The organism is Micromonospora sp. NPDC047074 (genome assembly GCF_040643815.1).
In the GTDB taxonomy this organism is placed as follows: domain Bacteria; phylum Actinomycetota; class Actinomycetes; order Mycobacteriales; family Micromonosporaceae; genus Micromonospora.
In genome coordinates, this window is sequence record NZ_JBEYVB010000004.1 from 31,834 (window position 1) to 49,095 (window position 17,262).

Genomic DNA, 17,262 nt, shown 5'->3' on the forward strand with positions numbered 1-17,262 from the left:
GGACGCGCAACAGCGGATCAGTGTCCGAAGCATGGACGCGACGACGCGGGCGAACAGGCGTGCCTGGGAGGCGGCATCTCAGAAGCACGTCCGGGAGTACCAGGCCCTGCTGGCGGAGGCCGCAGCCGGCTCATCGCTTGTCGAGGCTGAGCGCGACTTGTTGCGTGACGTGTTGCGCCGATCGCCTGATGTTGTGCACTGGCAGAGCGGGAACGGCACCGACGACGTCGCTCTCGTGCAGGCTGGCGCGAAGTCGGTGGTGGGAGTCGACTACAGCGAGGTTGCGGTCCGCGCGGCGCAGCGACGTGCGAACGAGCTCGGTGTCGCTTGCCGGTACATCGTCGCGGCGCTCCCCGGCGCTCCTCTGGCCGATGCCTGCGCCGACCTTGTCTACACCGGCAAGGGCGCGTTGATCTGGATGCCCGACCTGGCCCGGTGGGCTCAAGACATCGTCCGTCTGCTCCGCCCGTCGGGACATCTGTTCATCTACGAGGAGCACCCTGCGGCACCGATCTGGACGTGGGACGCGGACGAACCTCGAATCCGACCGGATCGTAGCTATTTCGCCAGGAGTCACATCAATGACACCTTCCCTGCCGGCGGAGCGGTCCAGTGGCAGCGAACTCTCGGCGAAGTCGTGACGACGGTGGCCGCAGCCGGCTTGCACATCCTTCACCTCGGCGAGTATGCCGACCCGTTTTGGCGCATGGGTGGCGTTGACGCTGCGGCATGGGCCGGCCGTCTGCCCAACTCGTTCGCGCTTCTCGCTCGCCGGGCAGTCGACTAGATCCCGGCCGACATCTCGCCGGGCAGGAGCAGCCGCATTGATCTGCCGCCACGGGTGGGCTGGTGTTCATCGCCGATGGTTACACACGGTGATGTATGGCTATCTTTCCTGCTTCGGCTTCCAATGTCGTACCTGCCGACCAACTCGTGGTGCGCGCCGCAGGTACCAGCCCTCGACAGTTTCGCGGCGCCTGTCGGTCGTAGTCGGGTTCTATCGGGTCTGCGTCATCGACGCCATCTGAGGCACTCGCCAGCCGAGTACGTTCGTCGGCCCACGGTGCCCTCCGAGTCGCCGACCCTCGGACTCGGGCACCTGCAGTTCGAAGCTCTGATCACTACCGCCGGCTGTCGGTCAATGCGAACGACTTCGCCCCGGTCGCGCTCTTGGGCCTGCTCGGCTTGCGGATCTTTGAAGCCTGCTGATCGAACATCGTCGATCTAAGTCGCCATAGGCCGGGATGGCAGATCAAGGCTCCTTCCAACCTGACGGTCAGCGACCCGGACGTCGCGGCCGTCAGCGGAAAGCCCTCCCGTGACGTCCGCGTCGCCATTGCCGTCACCAGCGCCGAGTCGAGCAACGGCAGCCGGATGACCCCGCGTCACGACGCGCGGACCAGGCGTCGATCCTCGGCGTGATCCCTGGCCGGCGCCGACCCGGTGACGGAAAACCAGGCGATGCTCTTTACAACGAAAACCATTTCCAACAAGATGGGGGTTCCTGGGGAGCACGGACGGGAGTCGTCATGGGTCATCTGCTGGTCGTCGAGAGTTGGGTGGGCGCGATGAGCGCCCTGTTGCCGAGAGCCGTCCGGGAAGGAGGCCATCGGTTCACGTTCGTCACCCGGGACCTGCACCACTACCTGCGCGCCACCCCTGGCGGCACCATCCATCCGCTGCTGGCGGCGGAGAACGTCCTGACCACCGAGACCAACGACGTGGCGGCACTGTCGGCACACGTGGCCCGGCTGCACGACGCCCTGCACTTCGACGGAGTGATCACCTCCTGCGACTACTACCTCGGCACCGTCGCCCGGCTCGCCGCCGACCTCGGGCTGCCCGGCCCCGCCCCCGAGGCGGTCGAGCGGGCGTACCGCAAGGACCTGGCCCGCGACGCGCTGCGCCGCGCCGGGGTCCCCGGTCCCGAGTTCGTCGTCGCGCAGGGCTGGGCCGAGACCGTCGCCGCCGCCGAGCGGATCGGGTACCCGCTCGTGGTCAAGCCGGTCGACCTGTGCGCCGGGATGCACGTGCGGCGGGTCGACGACTTGACCGGCCTGCGTGCGGCGTTCGACGCCCTCGCCGGGTTCCCGGTCAACGCCCGCCGGCAGCACCGGCTGCCCCTGGTCCTGATCGAGGAACTGCTCACCGGCCCCGAAGTGAGCGTCGAGACGGTCACCGTGCCCGCCGCCGTGGCCGGCGGGTCGGCACCGGTGACCACGGTCGTCGGGGTGACCGGCAAGAGCCTCGCCGGCGAGCCCTGGTTCGTGGAGAGCGGTCATCTCTTCCCCGCCGACCTGGGCCGCGATCTGGTCCGCGCCGCCGCGGACACCGCCGTCGCGGCCCTCGCGGCCGTCGGGCTCGACCACGGGGTGGTCCACACCGAGCTGCGGCTGACCCCGGCCGGCCCCCGGGTGATCGAGATCAACCCCCGACCCGCCGGCAACCAGATCACCGAACTGGTCCGCCGGGTCACCGGCATCGACCTGCCGATGGCGTACGCGCAGCTCGCGCTGGGCGAGCGGCCCGACCTGACTCCCACCGACACCGGGGTACGCAGCGCCGCCATCGCCTTCCTGCTGCCACCGCGTGCCGGCACCGTCACCGAGATCACGGGCACCGACCGGCTCGCCGGCGACCCGCGGGTGGTGGACCACGCGGTCCGGCCCGCCGGGTACCGCAGCGGCGACGCCACCGACAACAACAGCTACCTCGGGCACGTGGCCACGGTCGACACCACCGGTGCCGGGGCGCTCGCCGCCGCTGAGGAACTGGTCGCCGGCCTCACCGTCCGGTACGCCGACGACCTGGCCGGAGCCGTCGCGTGACCGCCCCGAGCACGCCGACCGCCCCGACCGCCCCGACCGCCCCGACCGGGCCGAGCGCGCCGACCGCGCCCGGGGTGGGGGCGTACCGGACGGTGGACGAGCTGGTGTCGGCGGTGCTGGCCGGACGTCTCGGACCCGACCCGGCCCGGTCGACGGTCAGCGTCGGATTCGTCACCCGGCAGGGCACTCGGCACTGCGGCCGGGGCCGGGCGTACCGCAACGAGGTGCTGAGCCTGCGTGTCGGGGCGGCGGTCGGCTCCTGCGCCGTGGAGCCCGGCGAGCTGCCCGACGAGGTGGCGTACGACTGTGTCGGCGTCCCCGTCGCCGACCTGCTCGCCCACCCGCTCGCCCCGGTGCGGGTGGCGGTGCTGGACGCGTACCTGATGGGGATCCGGCCGCACGCCGGGGCCGGCGCGGAAGCGGCCCCGCTGCCCGGCGGGTCGTCGCTGGCCAAGTCGACGGCGCGGGCGGCGGCCGTGGTGGATCTCCTCCCGACCGGTCCGGGCGCGACGGTGCTGGTCGTCGGGGTGGTCAACTCGCTGCTCGCCGCGCTACGCGAACGAGGGCTGCGCTACCTGCCCTGCGACCGGGCCGGCGGGAGCACCGAGTGGGGCGAGCCGTGCCGGCCCGACGCGAGCACGCTCCTCGACGACTGCGACGCGCTGCTGGTGTCAGGGATGACCGTGGGCAACGGGACCTTCGAGCCGCTGCTGGAGCACGCCCGGATTACCGGGAAGCCGCTGGTCGCGTTCGCGCAGACCGGCAGCGCGGTGCTGCCCCGGTTCCTCGGGGCCGGGCTGACCGCCGTGTCGGCGGAGCCCTACCCGTTCTTCTGGCTCGACGGCGGGCCGACCACCATCTACCGCTACCGGGTGTCGGCATGAGCGCCCCGCACCTGCTCGCCCTGGTCGGTCGGACCCCGGTGACGTACGTGCAGGCGGCGCTGCCGGGCCGGCACGGCGGGTTCTGGGCCAAGGTGGAGTGTGCCAGTCCCGGGGGGATGAAGGCGCGGGCGGCCGTGGCCATGCTGACCGCCGCCCGTGCCCGGGGCGAGCTGCGCCCGGGTGCCCCGGTGGTCGAGTCGACCAGCGGCACCCTCGGCGTGGGGCTGGCCTTCGCCGGGCAGGCCCTCGGCCACCCGGTGCACCTGGTGGTGGACCGGGAACTGGAGCCGTCGATGCGTGCCCTTTTGCGCGCGTACGGGGCCCGGCTGGAGGTCGTCGACACTCCCGACGCGGTCGGTGGCTGGCAGCGGGCCCGGCTCGACCGGCTGGCGGTCGTCCGGGCCGGGCTGCCCGGGTCGTGGTGGCCGGACCAGTACCGCAACCCGGACAACGCGGCCGGGTACGTCAGCCTCGCCGACGAGATCGCCGGTCAGGTCGACGCGGTGGACGTGCTGGTGTGCAGCGTCGGCACCGGCGGGCACAGCGCCGGGGTGGCCCGCGCGCTGCGCCGGCACTGGCCCCGGCTGCGGCTGGTCGGGGTGGACACCGTCGGGTCGACCGTCTTCGGCCAGCCCGCCCGGCCCCGGCTGATGCGCGGGCTGGGCAGCAGCATCCACCCGGGCAACGTCGACCACGCCGCCTTCGACGAGGTGCACTGGGTGGGGCCGGGCGAGGCGGTGGAGAGCTGCCGCCTGCTCGCCCGGCACGCCTTCGTCACCGGCGGGTGGAGCACCGGGGCAGCGGCCCGGGTGGCCGCCTGGGTGGCGCGTACCGAGCCGGGGGCCCGGGTGCTCGCGGTCTTTCCCGACGGCCCGCACCGGTACCTCGACTCGATCTACGACGACGGGTGGTGCGCCCGGCACGGGCTGCCCGGCCCGACCCGGGGGCATCCGGTGGAGATCCCGCACCCGTGGGCGGCCGAGGTGACCCGGTGGAGCCGCTGCCGCACCGTCGTCGATCCGGCCCGCGTCGATCCGGCCCGCGTCGATCCGGCGCGTGTCGGCCCGGCCCGTGACGAGCGGGTGCCGGCATGAGGCTGAGTTGGCGGGCGTATCCGCTGGTGCTGTGCGAGCCGCTGCGGATCTCCCGGTCCACGATGGACCGCCGGGACGCCGTCCTCGTGCGTCTCGACCACGCCGGGGCCATCGGGCACGGCGAGGCGGTGACCAGCCGCTTCCTCGACCTGGACCTCGACCGGATCCACGCCCAACTGACCGGGCTGCGGGACCGGGTCGCCGGGTACGACGCCCCCGAGGCACTCCGTGCCGACCTGCCGCGGCTGGTCGCCGGGCTCCACCCCGGGACCGCCGCCGCGTTCGACGCCGCGCTGCACGACCTGCTCGGCCGGGAGGCCGGCGTGCCGGTGCACCGCCTGGTCGGGGCGCCGGAACCGGGGGCGGTGGCCACCGCCCACACCATCGGACTGGTGCCGCCGGCCGAGGCGGGAGCGACCGCATGCCGGTTGGCCGAGGCCGGCTTCCGGGTGCTGAAGGTCAAGGCCGGTGACGACCACGACCTGGCCCGGGTCGCGGCGGTACGCGCCGCCGCACCGCGGGCCGAGCTGCTGCTCGACCCGAACGGCGGGTGGACACCGGAGCAGGCGCTCCGGCGGCTCGACGCGCTGGCCCGCCACCGGGTGGCCGCCGTCGAGCAGCCGATCCCCGCCGGCCGGGTGGACCGGCTGGCGTGGGTGGCCGCCCGGACCCCGGTGCCGGTGGTCGCCGACGAGGACGCCGCCACCGAGGCCGACGTGTCCCGGCTCGCCGGCGCGGTGGCCGGGGTGAACGTGAAGCTCGCCAGGTGCGGCGGGATCCGGGCCGCCCTCGGGATCGTCGCCGCCGCCCGCGAGCACGGGCTGGCCGTCATGCTCGGCTGCCTGGTAGCCAGCTCGCTCGGCATCGCCCCGGCGCTGCACCTCGCTCGGTACGCCCGCTGGGTCGACCTCGACGGGCACCTGCTGCTGGCCGACGACCCGTGGACCGGCCTCGGCGGCCACGACGGGACGTTGCGCCCGACCGGCGCGCCCGGCCTGGGCGTGACGCTGCGATCCACCGGCGCCCCGCCCCGGCCGCCCGCCGCCGGCTCCGGCGTCCGGTCCCGACCGTCCGCCACGGAGGTGACCCGATGACCGCCACCTGGCGTACGCTGCGCGGCTTCCCGGCGGCGATCCAACTGCTGGTGGTCAACCAGTTCGGGGTGAACGTCGGCTTCTACCTGCTGCTGCCCTTCCTGGCCGGGTACCTCGCCGACGACATCGGGCTCTCCGCCGCGCTGATCGGCCTGATCCTCGGCGTGCGCAACCTCAGTCAGCAGGGGCTCTTCCTGCTCGGCGGCACCGCCTCGGACCGGCTCGGCGCGCGCGGGGTCATCATCGCCGGCTGCGCGCTGCGTACCGTCGGTTTCGGGTTGTTCGCGGTCGGGGTGTCGCTGCCGGTGCTGGTCGCCGCGTCGGTCCTGTCCGGGCTGGCCGGGGCGCTGTTCAACCCGGCGGTCCGGGCGTACCTGGCCCAGGCCGCCCCGGACCGGCGGGCCGAGGCGTTCGCCCTGTTCAACGTCTTCGCCAGCGCCGGGTCCCTGGTGGGGCCGCTGCTCGGCGGGGCACTGCTGCTGATCGACTTCCGGGTCGCCGCGCTCGGTGCGGCCGGGGTGTTCGCGGTGCTGACCGTGGCCCAGGTGCTGGTGCTGCCGGCACAGCCGAGGGTGCCCAGCGGGCAGAGCGTGCTCGGCGACTGGCGGGAGTGCGCCACCGACCGCCGGTTCCTCGCCTTCACCCTCGCGCTGAGCGCCCTGTACGCCTCGCAGAACCAGCTCTACCTGGTGCTGCCGGTGCAGGCCGAGCGGGCCACCGGGCAGCCGGCGGCGGTCGCCGCGCTCTTCGTGGTCTCCACCGTGGCCACCCTGGCCTGGCAGGTGCCGGTCACCGCCTGGTTGCAGCGGCACGTGGCCCGGGGGCCGGCGATCACCCTCGGCCTGGCCGTGCTCGGCGGCGGCTTCCTGCTGCCGCTGGTGTCGCTGCCCGGCCCGGCGCCGGTCCGGCTGCTGCCGGTGCTCGGCGCGGCGCTGCTGCTCGCCGTCGGGGTGCTGATCGCGCAGCCGTTCGTGCTGGAACTCATCCCGGCGTTCGCCCGCGACGGGCTGACCGGCACCTACTTCGGCCTGTTCTACCTGGTGTCCGGGGTGGTGGCGGCGGCCGGGACGGCCGTCGTCGGCGGGGCCATGGACGCCGGTGACCCGGCGCGGCCCGTGCCGTCGGCGGCCTGGCTGCTCTGCGCCGGGCTGGGGCTGGCCTCGGCCTCGGCGGTGTGGCTGCTGCACCGCGCCGGCTGGCTGACCCCACGGCCGGCTCCGGCCGCCCCGGCCGTGGCCACCGCCGGCGAGGCCCGCACGTGACGGGCCGTCCCGGCGACCCGGCGGTCGTCTCGGCCAACCTGCTCACCGACAACCCCGAGTTGTACGAGGCACAGTTTCCCGACCCCGAGCACCTCGCCGCCCGGTTCGTCGCCGACCTGGTCGACCGGTACGCCACCACCGACGGTCGGCGGCTGCTGGACGTGGGGTGCGGCACCGGACGGGACGCCGGACACCTGGCCGGGCTGGGCTGGTCGGTCACCGGCATCGACGTCTCCGACCGGATGCTGGCGTACGCCCGCGAGCGGCACCCGGCCGTGCGCTTCGTCGCCGCCGACATGCGCCGGTACGACCTCCCCGGCCGTTTCGACGTCGTCACCTGCCTGGACAGCGCCCTGCTGTACTGCCACGACAACGCCGACCTGACCGCCTTCCTCGACCGCTGCCACGCCCACCTGCTCCCCGGCGGGCTGCTGGTCGCCGAGATGCGCAACGGCGCCTACTTCCTCGGCGGCGGCGGTGATCTGCTCGACCGGGAGCACGTCCGGACGGTGCGCTGGTGCGGGACCCCGTACACGTCGCACACGCTGCTGTGGATCGACCACGAAGCGCAGTTGCTGCGCCGGAGACGGACGTGGACCTGGCCGGGATGCCTCCAGCCGCTCGTGCAGACCTCGGCGTGGCGGCTGCTCTTCCCGATGGAGCTGCGACACCTGCTGGACGGCGCCGGATTCGACGTGCTGGCCCTCTTCGACCGCCCCGGCCCGCGTACCGACCCGCCGTGGCGGGCGCGGGCCGTCCCGGGTGCCGGGCTGGCCGGCGACCGGCTGCACCTGGTCGCACTCCGCCGCGACGACGCCCACCCGTGCTGACGGCACGGCTGAACCATCCGTGCCAAGAGAGGAAACAACCATGCACCACCGCACACGTACCGCCGGGCTGAGCCGGCGCGCCCTGCTCGGCGGGGCGGTCGCGCTGTCGACGGCCGCGCTGACCGGCTGCGGCGCCGACGCCACCGACCGGAGGGGCCCCGGCTCGCCGCGCCGGGGCGGCCGGCTGCGGGTCGCGTTCGCCGGAGGCGGCGCCACCGAGACGCTCGACCCGCACCTGGCCAACCTGTTCAACGAGGCGTCCCGGGCCAAGGCGCTCTTCGACAAGCTCGCCGACTACGGCGCGGACGTGTCGATCGAGCCCCGGCTGGCCCGCGGCTGGGAGCCCAACGGGGACCTCACCCGGTGGCGGGTCGTCCTGCGGGAGGCCACCTTCCACGACGGCCGCCCGGTCCGCGCCGCCGACGTGCTCTACAGCTATGGCCGGATCACCGACGCGAAGCGGGCCTTCCGTGCCCGCGCCAGCCTGGGCCTGCTCGACCTGCGCAACAGCCGGGCGGTCGACGACCGGACCGTCGAGTTCGGGTTGACCCGGCCGTTCGCCGAGTTCCCGAACGTGCTCGCCGCCTTCGGCGCGTACGTGGTGCCGGAGGGCGCGGACAACTTCGACCGGCCGATCGGCTCCGGTCCGTTCCGGTTCGACTCGTTCCGGCCCGGCCGGAGCCTGCTGCTCAAGCGGTACGACGACTACTGGGAGGGCGCACCCCACCTGGACGAGCTGGAGTACCTGATCAGCAACGAGGAGTCGGCGCGGATCAACGCGCTGCTCGGCGGGCAGGTCGAGTACGCACACGACCTCACCCCGACCACCGCCCGTACCCACGCCGGCGACGCCCGGGTGTCGATGGTCCGGATGCCGAACAGCACCATGCAGGGCTTCACCATGAAGGTGGACCGGCCCCCGTTCGACAACCGGGACCTGCGCGAGGCGATGTTCCTGCTGACCGACCGGCAACAGCTCGTCGACACGGTGCTCGCCGGCTCCGGCCAGGTCGGCAACGACCTGTTCGGCAAGGGCTACCAGTACTACGTCGACGACATCCCCCAGCGCACCCCCGACCTGGACCGGGCCCGCGCCCTGATCAGGAGGGCGGGCGCCGAGGGGCTCACCGTCAGGCTGGACACCGCCGCCGTGGCCAGCGGTTTCGTCGAGGCCGCCAGCACCTTCGCCGCGCAGGCGAAGCAGGTCGGGCTGACCGTGCTGCCCACCACCGGGAACAAGGACACGTACTGGCGCGACATCCTCACCAACGGGTCGCTGGCCTCCTACCGTTCGGGGGCGATGCCGATCGAGACGCACATCTCGCAGCGGCTGCTGAGCGACAGCACCACCAACGCCACCCGGTGGGCCCGCCCCGACTTCGACGCCCTCTACGCCCGCGCCGTCTCGAGCGCCGACGAGGGTACGCGGGCCCAGGCGTACGGCGACATGCAGCGGATGCTGCACGCCGAAGGTGGCTTCCTCGTCTGGGGATTCGCCGACTTCCTGGTCGGCACCGCGCCGCACGTGGGCGGGGTGGCCGGCAACGCGCCCGCCAACACGCTGGACTGGGCGCGCTTCGACAAGGTGTGGCTGGGTTGAGCCTGCCCCGGTACGCCGGCCACCGGCTGCTGCTCGGCCTCGCGCAGGTCGTCGGCGTCGCCACCGTCGTCTTCGTCTTGACCGAGGCGCTGCCCGGGGACGCCGCCGTGGTGATCGCCGGTGATCAGCCCGACCCGGACCGGATCGCCGCCATCCGGTCCCGGCTGGAGCTGGACCGCCCGGTCGGGGACCGGTACCTGGACTGGGTGGCCGACCTGCTGCGCGGTGACCTCGGGGTGTCCCTGGTGTCCGGGCGGCCGGTCGCCGACGTGGTCGTCGGCAACGCCGGCCCCACGGTGCTGCTGGCCGGGGCGACCCTGCTGCTGCTCGTACCGCTGGCGCTCGGGGTCGGGATGCTCGCGGCCCGGCGCGAGGGCGGCCGACTGGACCGGGGGCTGTCGGCTGTGGTCGTCGGCCTGTACGCGGTACCGGAGTTCGCCCTGGCCATCCTGCTCGTCGCCCTCTTCGGCGCGCACCTTGGCTGGTTCCCGCCGACCGCCGTCGGCACCGGTGGGAACCTGCTGGCCCAGCCGGCCGTGCTGGTGCTGCCGCTGGTGGTGCTGCTGGCCCGGCCGGTCTGCTCGCTCAGCCGGCTCATCCGGGCCGGGCTGATCGAGGCGGCCGGCTCGGCGTACGTGGCGCACGCCCGCCGGCTCGGCCTGCCGGGGCCCCGGCTCTGGCTGGGGCACGCGCTGCCCAACGCGCTCGCCCCCGTGGTGCAGCAGCTCGCCCGCACGACGGACTGGCTGCTCGGCGGGGTGATCGTGGTGGAGGCGGTGTTCGTCGTTCCCGGGCTGGGCACCGCCCTGGTGGACGCGGTCACCGCCCGGGACGTGCCGACGATCCAGGGGCTCTGCGTCCTGATCGCCGTGGTCACCGTCGTGGTGAACCTCGCCGCCGATCTGGTGGCGTTCCGGCTGGCCCCGCGTACCCAGGTGGCCCGGTGAGCGCGGCGGACGGCGCCGGCGGTCGCGGCGCGCGCCGGAGCCGGTCCCGGGCCGTCGCGGCCACGGCGCTGCTCGCCGTCCCGCTGCTGGTCGCCCTGGCCGGGCCGATGCTGGCCGGCGAGCCGGCCGGGCGGGGGAGGCCCTTCACCGTCGACGGTCCGCTCGGCACCGACTTCGTCGGGCGGGACGTGCTCGGCCAGGTGCTGCTCGGCGGGCGCTCGGTGGTCGGGGTGGCCGTGGCGGCCACCGCCCTGGCGTACCTGGTCGGAGTGCCTGTGGGGCTCTGGGCCGCGACCACCCGCAGGCGCTGGCTGGATGAGCTGCTGATGCGTCCCCTGGACCTGCTGCTGGCGGTACCGGCGCTGCTGCTGTTGATCCTGCTCTCCGCGACCGCCCCGCGCGGGCCGGTGACCCTGGTGGCGATCGTCGCCCTGATCGGTCTGCCCGAGGTGGCCCGGATCAGCCGGGCCGCCGCGCTGCCGCTGGCGCACGGGCCGGCCATGGAGGCGATGCGCCTGTACCGGGAGAGCTGGTGGCACCGCGCCGTCAACCACGTCGGCCGGGGTGTGCGGCGGGTGCTGCTGGCCGACGCGGGAGTCCGGTTCATCGGCGCCCTGTACCTGGTCGCCACGGCCAGCTTCCTCGGTATCGGCGTCGCGCCGGACGCCGCCGACTGGGCGGTGATGGTGGACCGCAACCGGTCCGGCCTGGCCCTGCAACCGTGGGCGGTGGTGGCGCCGGCGGCGCTGGTCGTCGCCCTCGCCGTCGGTGTCAACCTGGTCGCCGACCGGCTGCTCGCCGGAACGGCCGACACCGAGACGGCCGACACCGGGGCTGCCGACACCGGGGCGGCCGACACCGGGGCGAAGGTGTTCGGGGCGCACGGGGAGGAGGGCCGGTGACCGCGACGGTGGTGCGGGTGGCCGGGTTGCGGGCCGAGGCGGGCAGCCGGCCGCTGCTCGACGGCGTGTCGTTCACGCTGGCGGCCGGGCAGGTGCTCGCCGTCCTCGGGGCGTCCGGCAGCGGCAAGACGACGCTCGGTCGGGCGCTGCTCGGTGAGGCCGGTCCCGGGGTCCGCCTCACCGGCCAGGTCGAGGTCGCCGGCCGCGACGTCACCCCGACGCGACCGCCCCGGCCGGGCACCGTCGGCTACGTGCCGCAGCAGCCGTCGGCGGCGCTCAACCCGGTCCGCCGAGTCGGCCCGGTGCTGCACGAGATCGCCCGCCGGCACCTCCCGCACTCCTGCTCGCCCCGGTGGCCTGGGACGACGGTCGGCGATCTCCGGGCCCGCCGGGAACGGGCCCGGCAGGCGGTCCGGGCCGCCCTGCACCGGGTCTCCCTGCCCGCCGACCGGGACCTGCTGCGCCGCTTCCCGGACCAGCTCTCCGGCGGGCAGCAGCAGCGGCTGGTCGTCGCCCACTCGCTGCTGACCGGGGCCCACCTGCTCGTCGCCGACGAGCCCACCACCGGGCAGGACAACCTGACCCGGCGGGACGTGGCCACCGAGCTGACGGCCCTGGCCCGTGGCGGAATGGCCGTCGTGCTGCTCAGCCACGACCTGCGCCTGGTCCGCGAGGTCGCCGACGAGCTGCTCGTCCTGCACCAGGGCAGACCGGTCGAGGCGGGCACCGCCGCCGAGGTGTTCGACGCGCCCCGCCACGACTGGACCCGCCGGCTGCTCGCCGCGCGCCCCGCCGGCACCCGCGTCGGCGCGGGAGCCCGCCCGCCCGTGCTCGGCGTCGGCGGCCTGGCCGCCGAACACTCCGGCGGGGGCCGCCGCCGCCGGCCCGTCCTGGAGGGCGTGGACCTCACCCTCGCCGCCGGGGAATGCCTGGCCCTGGTGGGCCGCTCCGGCAGCGGGAAGACCACCCTGGCCCGGTGCGTCGCCGGCCTGCACCGGCCGCGTGCCGGCACCGTCGAGCTGGCCGGCCGGCCGCTCGCCGCCACCGTGGACCGGCGCGACCGTGCCGACCTGGCCGCGGTGCAGTACGTCTTCCAGGACGCCCGGGCCAGCTTCGACCCCTGGCGACCGGTCCTCGACCAGGTGGCCCGTCCGGCGGTACGGCTGCACGGCCGACCGGCGCACGTGGCCCGGTCAGCGGCCCGCGCCGCCCTGGACCGGGTGGGGCTGGCCGGGCATCTCGTCACCCGGAACGCCGGCGAACTCTCCGGCGGGGAACTGCACCGGGCGGCCCTGGCCCGCGCCCTGCTCGCCGAGCCGCGGGTGCTGATCTGCGACGAGATCACCGCCGGGCTGGACGCGGTCACCCGGGACCGGATCCTGGCTCTCGTCGACGAGCTGCGCCGGGCGGACGACCTCGCCCTGCTGGTGATCAGTCACGACCGGGACGTCGTGGCGCGGCTCGCGGACCGGGTGGCCGTTCTGCACGACGGCCGGGTCATCGAGGACGGCCCGGCGGCCACGCTGCTCACCTCGGCCCGTCAGTCGTTGAGCCGGTCGTTGTTGCACGAGGACGTTGTCGTACCCGACCGCGCAGGAAAGAGTCAGCTCGAATGACCGCCCGCACCGCCGAAGAGCCCGCCGCATCCGGAGTTCCTCGCCCAGCGGTACCCGGACACCACCACCGCCCAGCTCTTCCGGGTGTACGTGAGCCCGGTGCACCGCCGCCACGGGCCCGCCCGCGCGCTGGTCGCACCGGCGGTCGCGTTCGTCGCCGCGCAGCCCGGCTACCGGTACCTCTGTCCGCAGACCGACGCCAGAGTGCCGGGTGCGGAGGCGATCGGTGGCAGACCCGGTCCACGACGCCCGCGACGGCAGCTGCCGGACGTGCACTTCGCGATCCTCCTGCCGGGCCGAGTGCCGGCCCTGGTGGTTCCCGTTCCCGCACCGGCCTGAACGTGTGACGGGGCGGCCCGGTGTGGGCGGCCCCTGGCGCTCGTCGATCAGCTCCGGCACCGTCAGAACAGGGCGGGCGGCTCGTCGGCGTCCTGGTGGTGTTCGCATGGTCCGCCGCCGGTGGCCACCGTGCATCGCCGGCCTTTGGCCGTGAGAGCGCCGCACTGCACAGCCGGATCATGGACGTGGCACAGGCCCGATGGCCGGGGCTCGATCAGGCACGGTTGACCGGTGCGGGTCGTCGCCGTGCAGCCGCCCGCCGGCGGCGGAACGACCGGGGCCGGGGCGACGAGGGCGGGGGCGGTCGGTGGGGGAAGCGCCGGGCTGTGGTCGGGAGCGGGCAGATTCGACGGCGGTGTCCGGGTGTAGAGCGCCCTGCCCTGGGCAGCGTCGTGGCGTCGGCGCACATCCAGCCGGACCAGATGGACACCGGTCGGTGCGGGCCTCCACCTGGCCACACCCCACTGCAACCACAGCCCGATCGCCCCGGCCCGTGCCTCGTGCTGGAGTTTGCTCTGGGACCGCACCTTGTCGGTCCGGTCGATCTCGATCGCGATCCGGACCCCGTCCGGTCGGCGGCACAGCAGGTCCAGGTATCCGACACCCTGCCGGGCGGCCAGGTCCACCCGCGAGAGGGCTTCCCGGCGGACCTGCCACCGCTGCTCACGAGCCCACCGGCTCACCTGATCGGTCAACAGTTCGGTCACCTGGGTGGCCCGCCAGGCGTCGAAGGCGAGCGGTTCCAACCATGCGGCCAGGGACAGGGACAGAAGTCGACCATCATCCGTGAGCATCCGTTCCACAGTAGACGCGACAGCCCCGGGGCGGGGGCGTCCTCCCACCGGCGATCGTGTCCGGACAGCTGTCGGGGTTGCGTGACCTCGTCCAGCCAGGCGCCGACCATCCGTCGGCCCCAGTCACTGCGGGAAGCGGAATCGGCCCACACCGTGGCGAAGGGCGGCATCGGCATGCCCAGCTCCGACCACGCCCAGCAGACAAAGATCGTCGCCGACGGTCCTTCGAACCAGCGGCAGCGCAACCCGTCAGCCGTCAGGGACAGGATGGACATCGTGGCAGATCCGATCTGCCAACCCCGAGAGTGCCCGTGCCACACCGGGCGGTCCAGGTGGAACTGCTGCTCACCGGTAACCGGTTCGCCGCGTCGAACATCGCGTCACACTCGATGAGCCCGTCCAGGTCCGGGAACTCCATTGAACCTGCGCCCGCGATACGGCTTGGGAGCAGGTTGGAACCGCCGCGCGGCGAGACGCTGCGTCGACACGGTGCTCGCACCGGCGACCAGGACGTGTCTGCCGATCGGGTGGACGGTCAGTGGGCCGCCCAGTCCGGGGTCCACACGTCATCGGTGGTCCGCGGTCCTGAGACTCGCAGGTGGTCCCGCAACGCGGTCAGCACGGGGTGCTTGTCCCCGGTGCGTGTGAGCAGCATGTGCGGGTAGAGCGGGGTCGGTTTGCGCAGCGGGATGCGGCGCAGGTGGTAGTTCTGGGGCCATAGGTAGCGGTCCCCGCTGCCGACCAGGGTTGCCAGCGAGGCCGAGTCCGCCAGGGCGTCCATCAGGGCTTCGTCGCCGAAGTTGGGGCCGAGCGCGTCGATACTCAGGCCGAAGGCCTGCGACAGCGACCGGTAGAACTGCGCCCACTCGGTGCCCGGCCTGATCCCGGGGATCCAGATACGGTGTCCGGCCAGGTCGGCGGGCCTGACCCAGGCAGCGCTGGCCAGCGGGTGACCGGGCCCGACCAGGAGCTCCAGGGGCGAGTCCAGGAGCCGTTCGGCGGTGATCCCCGCCGGGACCTGGTCCGCCGCCAAGGCGCGGAACGAGGCGTCGATGGTTCCTTCGAGTACGGCCCGGGCGGCCTGGACGGCATTCTCCTCGTTGAGCGTGACCGCGTCCAGGCTGGTCTCCGGGCGGGATTGGTAGAAGCGGTAGACGGCCTGGGCCGGAGCGATGCGCCGGTTGAGGACGTCCACGCGCAGCGGGCGTACGCCGGGGCGCGCGGCCTGCTCGGCCTGCTCGACGGCGGTCAGGACCTGCTTGGCGTGCGGCAGGAAGACCTGCCCGTCCAGGCTCAGCCGGGAGCCGCGGGAGGTGCGTACCAGCAGCGCGACCCCCAGATGCTTCTCCAGGGCCGCAATTCGCTTGGAGACCGCCTGCTGGCTGATCTTGAGTTCGTCGGCCGCGGCCTGGAACTGGCCGGCCCCGGCCACGGCCACGAAGGTGCGCAGCGCTTCGACATCCACACCCCACTCTATGGCCACAACCATTGGTTGTGTCTGGGTCCGTGTGGGGTTGTTTGATCGCGCCTTCGCCGAGGTGCTGTGATCGGCGCATGCCCGCCATCACAGACCAGGTCATGTATGTCCAGACGCCCGATTTCGCGCGCTATGCGGAGCGGATCGCACAGGTGACCGACGCGACCTCGCGGCTGAACGTGCTGCCGTTCAGCGACGCCGAGGGCCGCGCGGAACTACTGGCGGTTGTCTTCGGCGCTCCGCTGCCGGAGTCGGTGACGATCTATCCGCCCTTCTTCACCGAGTACGGCCTGGGCACGACGTTCGGGAAGAACGTCTTCGTCAACCAGGGCTGCACGTTCATGGACCACGGCGGCATCCGCATCGGCCACAACGTCATGATCGCCCCGAAGGTCAGCCTCATCACCGGGGGCCACCCTCTGCCCTTAGCCGAGCGGCGCGAGTACGTCACCAGCGCGCCGATCGTGATCGAGGATGACGTCTGGATCGGCACGGCCGCCGTGGTCACTCAGGGCGTGACCATCGGTGCCGGAGCGGTCGTGGCCGCCGGCGCTGTCGTCACTCGTGACGTGCCTGCCCGCACGCTGGTCGCGGGAGTGCCCGCGCGGGTGGTCAAGGCGATCGACTGACCCGTCCGGGCGAGCGCGCCGGCAGCCAGCTTCCTGACGGCGCGCTCGCCCGGAGGGCCCAAGGCGGCCCCGCCGCCGGGCACCGGCAGACGACGCATCAACCCCCAACCGGCTTCTGAAAGGCCGTGAACTCGTGCTTCAGGAGACGAATCACCGCTTTGCCGTCACTTCGTGGATCTGGCTGACCGGCGACGGCCGCTACCTCGCCGAAGGGCACCATGGTATTGATCACCACACCCGCACCACCCGCCCCGAGACCGAACTGGCAGCCGCATGACCACCATCGCCTGGCCCGACCGCAGAGCCGACATCACCAACGCCCTGTCCATCCTTGCGACCCTGCGCCCACACCAGACCACGTGCTGGCCGGGGCGGTAGGTCCGAGTTCGTCGAGGATGGCGATCAGGGGTTCGAGTGTTGCGGCGATCGCGTCAGCCTCGCTGGTGCTGGCGAGGATGGTGCCGATGTCGTGGCGGGGATGGCGCTGGTCCCAGAAGGTGTCGTCGATGAGCCAGTGGACCGCTTCGGTCAGGCCGGCGACAACGACTACCTCACCCATCCCGAATGGCGTGAAGTCACTGACGCCGCAGCCCAGGCTCACCAACTCGTGACCGATGGAACCCCAAGCCAACACCCGCACTGAACGGACGAGCAGAGGCTCATGGCTCTGCACCGCGCCTGGGTCTGCTGGACGCAGCCGAACGCGTCTGTCCCGTGGAGACACCGACCGCCTCGACAAGCCGCAGAGCAGGCCCGGCGACCACCCCCGGGGTAGAGCTTGAAGTCCTTGCCAACTTCCAAGTTTTCGATGTCCAGCGACCCCACGAGATCGACAGGACGAGTGGCGACCGAGTTGTTCGCTGGACACGGCGTCTTCGCTCGGCGGAGCCACGTCGGCCGCGGCCAGACGGTCTGTGCAGGCTGTCAGAACTTGCTCTCGTGCCGCGAGGCGCGCGGTCGCGCATC

General features: G+C 73.5%; 16 protein-coding genes. 13 read left to right on the forward strand and 3 right to left on the reverse strand.

Features of this window, described 5'->3' with window-relative positions:
• Nucleotides 1-31 precede the first annotated feature (31 nt).
• From ABZ809_RS08720 to ABZ809_RS08770, 11 genes are all read left to right on the forward strand, one after another.
• The gene (locus tag ABZ809_RS08720) at nt 32-787 is read left to right on the forward strand and encodes a class I SAM-dependent methyltransferase (protein ID WP_357561862.1); all 756 of its coding nucleotides are present in this window, start codon (nt 32-34) and stop codon (nt 785-787) included.
• Between the two features lie 742 nt (nt 788-1,529).
• A complete protein-coding gene (locus ABZ809_RS08725) occupies nt 1,530-2,828 on the forward strand; it encodes an ATP-grasp domain-containing protein (RefSeq protein ID WP_357561863.1) in 1,299 nt (432 codons plus the stop codon).
• The gene (locus tag ABZ809_RS08730; RefSeq protein ID WP_357561864.1) at nt 2,825-3,712 is read left to right on the forward strand and encodes a DUF364 domain-containing protein; all 888 of its coding nucleotides are present in this window, start codon (nt 2,825-2,827) and stop codon (nt 3,710-3,712) included. Before ABZ809_RS08725 ends, ABZ809_RS08730 begins: the two co-directional genes overlap by 4 nt.
• Complete coding sequence (locus tag ABZ809_RS08735; protein ID WP_357561865.1) at nt 3,709-4,806, forward strand: cysteine synthase family protein; 1,098 nt, start codon at nt 3,709-3,711, stop codon at nt 4,804-4,806. The genes ABZ809_RS08730 and ABZ809_RS08735 overlap by 4 nt, the downstream gene beginning before the upstream one ends.
• Complete coding sequence (locus ABZ809_RS08740; protein ID WP_357561866.1) at nt 4,803-5,900, forward strand: dipeptide epimerase; 1,098 nt, start codon at nt 4,803-4,805, stop codon at nt 5,898-5,900. The genes ABZ809_RS08735 and ABZ809_RS08740 overlap by 4 nt, the downstream gene beginning before the upstream one ends.
• Nucleotides 5,897-7,162 (forward strand): MFS transporter, encoded by a 1,266-nt coding sequence (locus ABZ809_RS08745; RefSeq protein ID WP_357561867.1) that lies wholly within the window; start codon nt 5,897-5,899, stop codon nt 7,160-7,162. Before ABZ809_RS08740 ends, ABZ809_RS08745 begins: the two co-directional genes overlap by 4 nt.
• Nucleotides 7,159-7,992 (forward strand): class I SAM-dependent methyltransferase, encoded by an 834-nt coding sequence (locus tag ABZ809_RS08750; protein WP_357561868.1) that lies wholly within the window; start codon nt 7,159-7,161, stop codon nt 7,990-7,992. The genes ABZ809_RS08745 and ABZ809_RS08750 overlap by 4 nt, the downstream gene beginning before the upstream one ends.
• A gap of 40 nt (nt 7,993-8,032) precedes the next feature.
• Nucleotides 8,033-9,592 (forward strand): ABC transporter substrate-binding protein, encoded by a 1,560-nt coding sequence (locus ABZ809_RS08755; protein ID WP_357561869.1) that lies wholly within the window; start codon nt 8,033-8,035, stop codon nt 9,590-9,592.
• Nucleotides 9,589-10,539, forward strand: a complete 951-nt coding sequence (locus ABZ809_RS08760; RefSeq protein WP_357561870.1) for an ABC transporter permease — start codon at nt 9,589-9,591, stop codon at nt 10,537-10,539. The genes ABZ809_RS08755 and ABZ809_RS08760 overlap by 4 nt, the downstream gene beginning before the upstream one ends.
• Complete coding sequence (locus ABZ809_RS08765) at nt 10,536-11,441, forward strand: ABC transporter permease subunit (RefSeq protein WP_357561871.1); 906 nt, start codon at nt 10,536-10,538, stop codon at nt 11,439-11,441. Before ABZ809_RS08760 ends, ABZ809_RS08765 begins: the two co-directional genes overlap by 4 nt.
• On the forward strand, nt 11,438-13,057 hold the full coding sequence (locus ABZ809_RS08770) for an ATP-binding cassette domain-containing protein (RefSeq protein WP_357561872.1): 1,620 nt from the start codon (nt 11,438-11,440) through the stop codon (nt 13,055-13,057). The genes ABZ809_RS08765 and ABZ809_RS08770 overlap by 4 nt, the downstream gene beginning before the upstream one ends.
• A gap of 401 nt (nt 13,058-13,458) precedes the next feature.
• Here ABZ809_RS08770 and ABZ809_RS08775 read toward each other — a convergent pair whose 3' ends face one another.
• Together ABZ809_RS08775 and ABZ809_RS08780 are read right to left on the reverse strand one after the other, a co-directional pair.
• Nucleotides 13,459-14,190, reverse strand: a complete 732-nt coding sequence (locus tag ABZ809_RS08775) for a hypothetical protein (RefSeq protein WP_357561873.1) — start codon at nt 14,188-14,190, stop codon at nt 13,459-13,461.
• Nucleotides 14,191-14,725: 535 nt separating this feature from the next.
• Entirely contained in the window at nt 14,726-15,655 is a 930-nt protein-coding gene (locus tag ABZ809_RS08780) for a LysR family transcriptional regulator (RefSeq protein WP_357561874.1), read from the reverse strand.
• Between the two features lie 89 nt (nt 15,656-15,744).
• On the opposite strand from ABZ809_RS08780, the gene ABZ809_RS08785 reads away from it, so the two are divergent.
• Both ABZ809_RS08785 and ABZ809_RS08790 read left to right on the forward strand, forming a co-directional pair.
• A complete protein-coding gene (locus ABZ809_RS08785) occupies nt 15,745-16,296 on the forward strand; it encodes a DapH/DapD/GlmU-related protein (protein WP_357561875.1) in 552 nt (183 codons plus the stop codon).
• Nucleotides 16,297-16,429: 133 nt separating this feature from the next.
• Nucleotides 16,430-16,573: a hypothetical protein gene (locus ABZ809_RS08790; RefSeq protein WP_357561876.1), complete on the forward strand. Its 144-nt coding sequence runs from the start codon at nt 16,430-16,432 to the stop codon at nt 16,571-16,573.
• A gap of 33 nt (nt 16,574-16,606) precedes the next feature.
• Here ABZ809_RS08790 and ABZ809_RS08795 read toward each other — a convergent pair whose 3' ends face one another.
• Nucleotides 16,607-16,969, reverse strand: a complete 363-nt coding sequence (locus ABZ809_RS08795) for a hypothetical protein (RefSeq protein WP_357561877.1) — start codon at nt 16,967-16,969, stop codon at nt 16,607-16,609.
• Nucleotides 16,970-17,262: the final 293 nt, after the last annotated feature.

Excerpts from the sequence above, each read along its gene's own strand:
- ABZ809_RS08720 (WP_357561862.1), top strand. The coding sequence starts at position 32 with ATGGACGCGACGACGCGGGCGAACAGGCGTGCCTGGGAGGCGGCATCT.
- ABZ809_RS08725 (WP_357561863.1), top strand. The coding sequence starts at position 1,530 with ATGGGTCATCTGCTGGTCGTCGAGAGTTGGGTGGGCGCGATGAGCGCC.
- ABZ809_RS08735 (WP_357561865.1), top strand. The coding sequence starts at position 3,709 with ATGAGCGCCCCGCACCTGCTCGCCCTGGTCGGTCGGACCCCGGTGACG.
- ABZ809_RS08740 (WP_357561866.1), top strand. The coding sequence starts at position 4,803 with ATGAGGCTGAGTTGGCGGGCGTATCCGCTGGTGCTGTGCGAGCCGCTG.
- ABZ809_RS08745 (WP_357561867.1), top strand. The coding sequence starts at position 5,897 with ATGACCGCCACCTGGCGTACGCTGCGCGGCTTCCCGGCGGCGATCCAA.
- ABZ809_RS08755 (WP_357561869.1), top strand. The coding sequence starts at position 8,033 with ATGCACCACCGCACACGTACCGCCGGGCTGAGCCGGCGCGCCCTGCTC.
- ABZ809_RS08775 (WP_357561873.1), bottom strand. The coding sequence starts at position 14,190 with ATGCTCACGGATGATGGTCGACTTCTGTCCCTGTCCCTGGCCGCATGG.
- ABZ809_RS08785 (WP_357561875.1), top strand. The coding sequence starts at position 15,745 with ATGCCCGCCATCACAGACCAGGTCATGTATGTCCAGACGCCCGATTTC.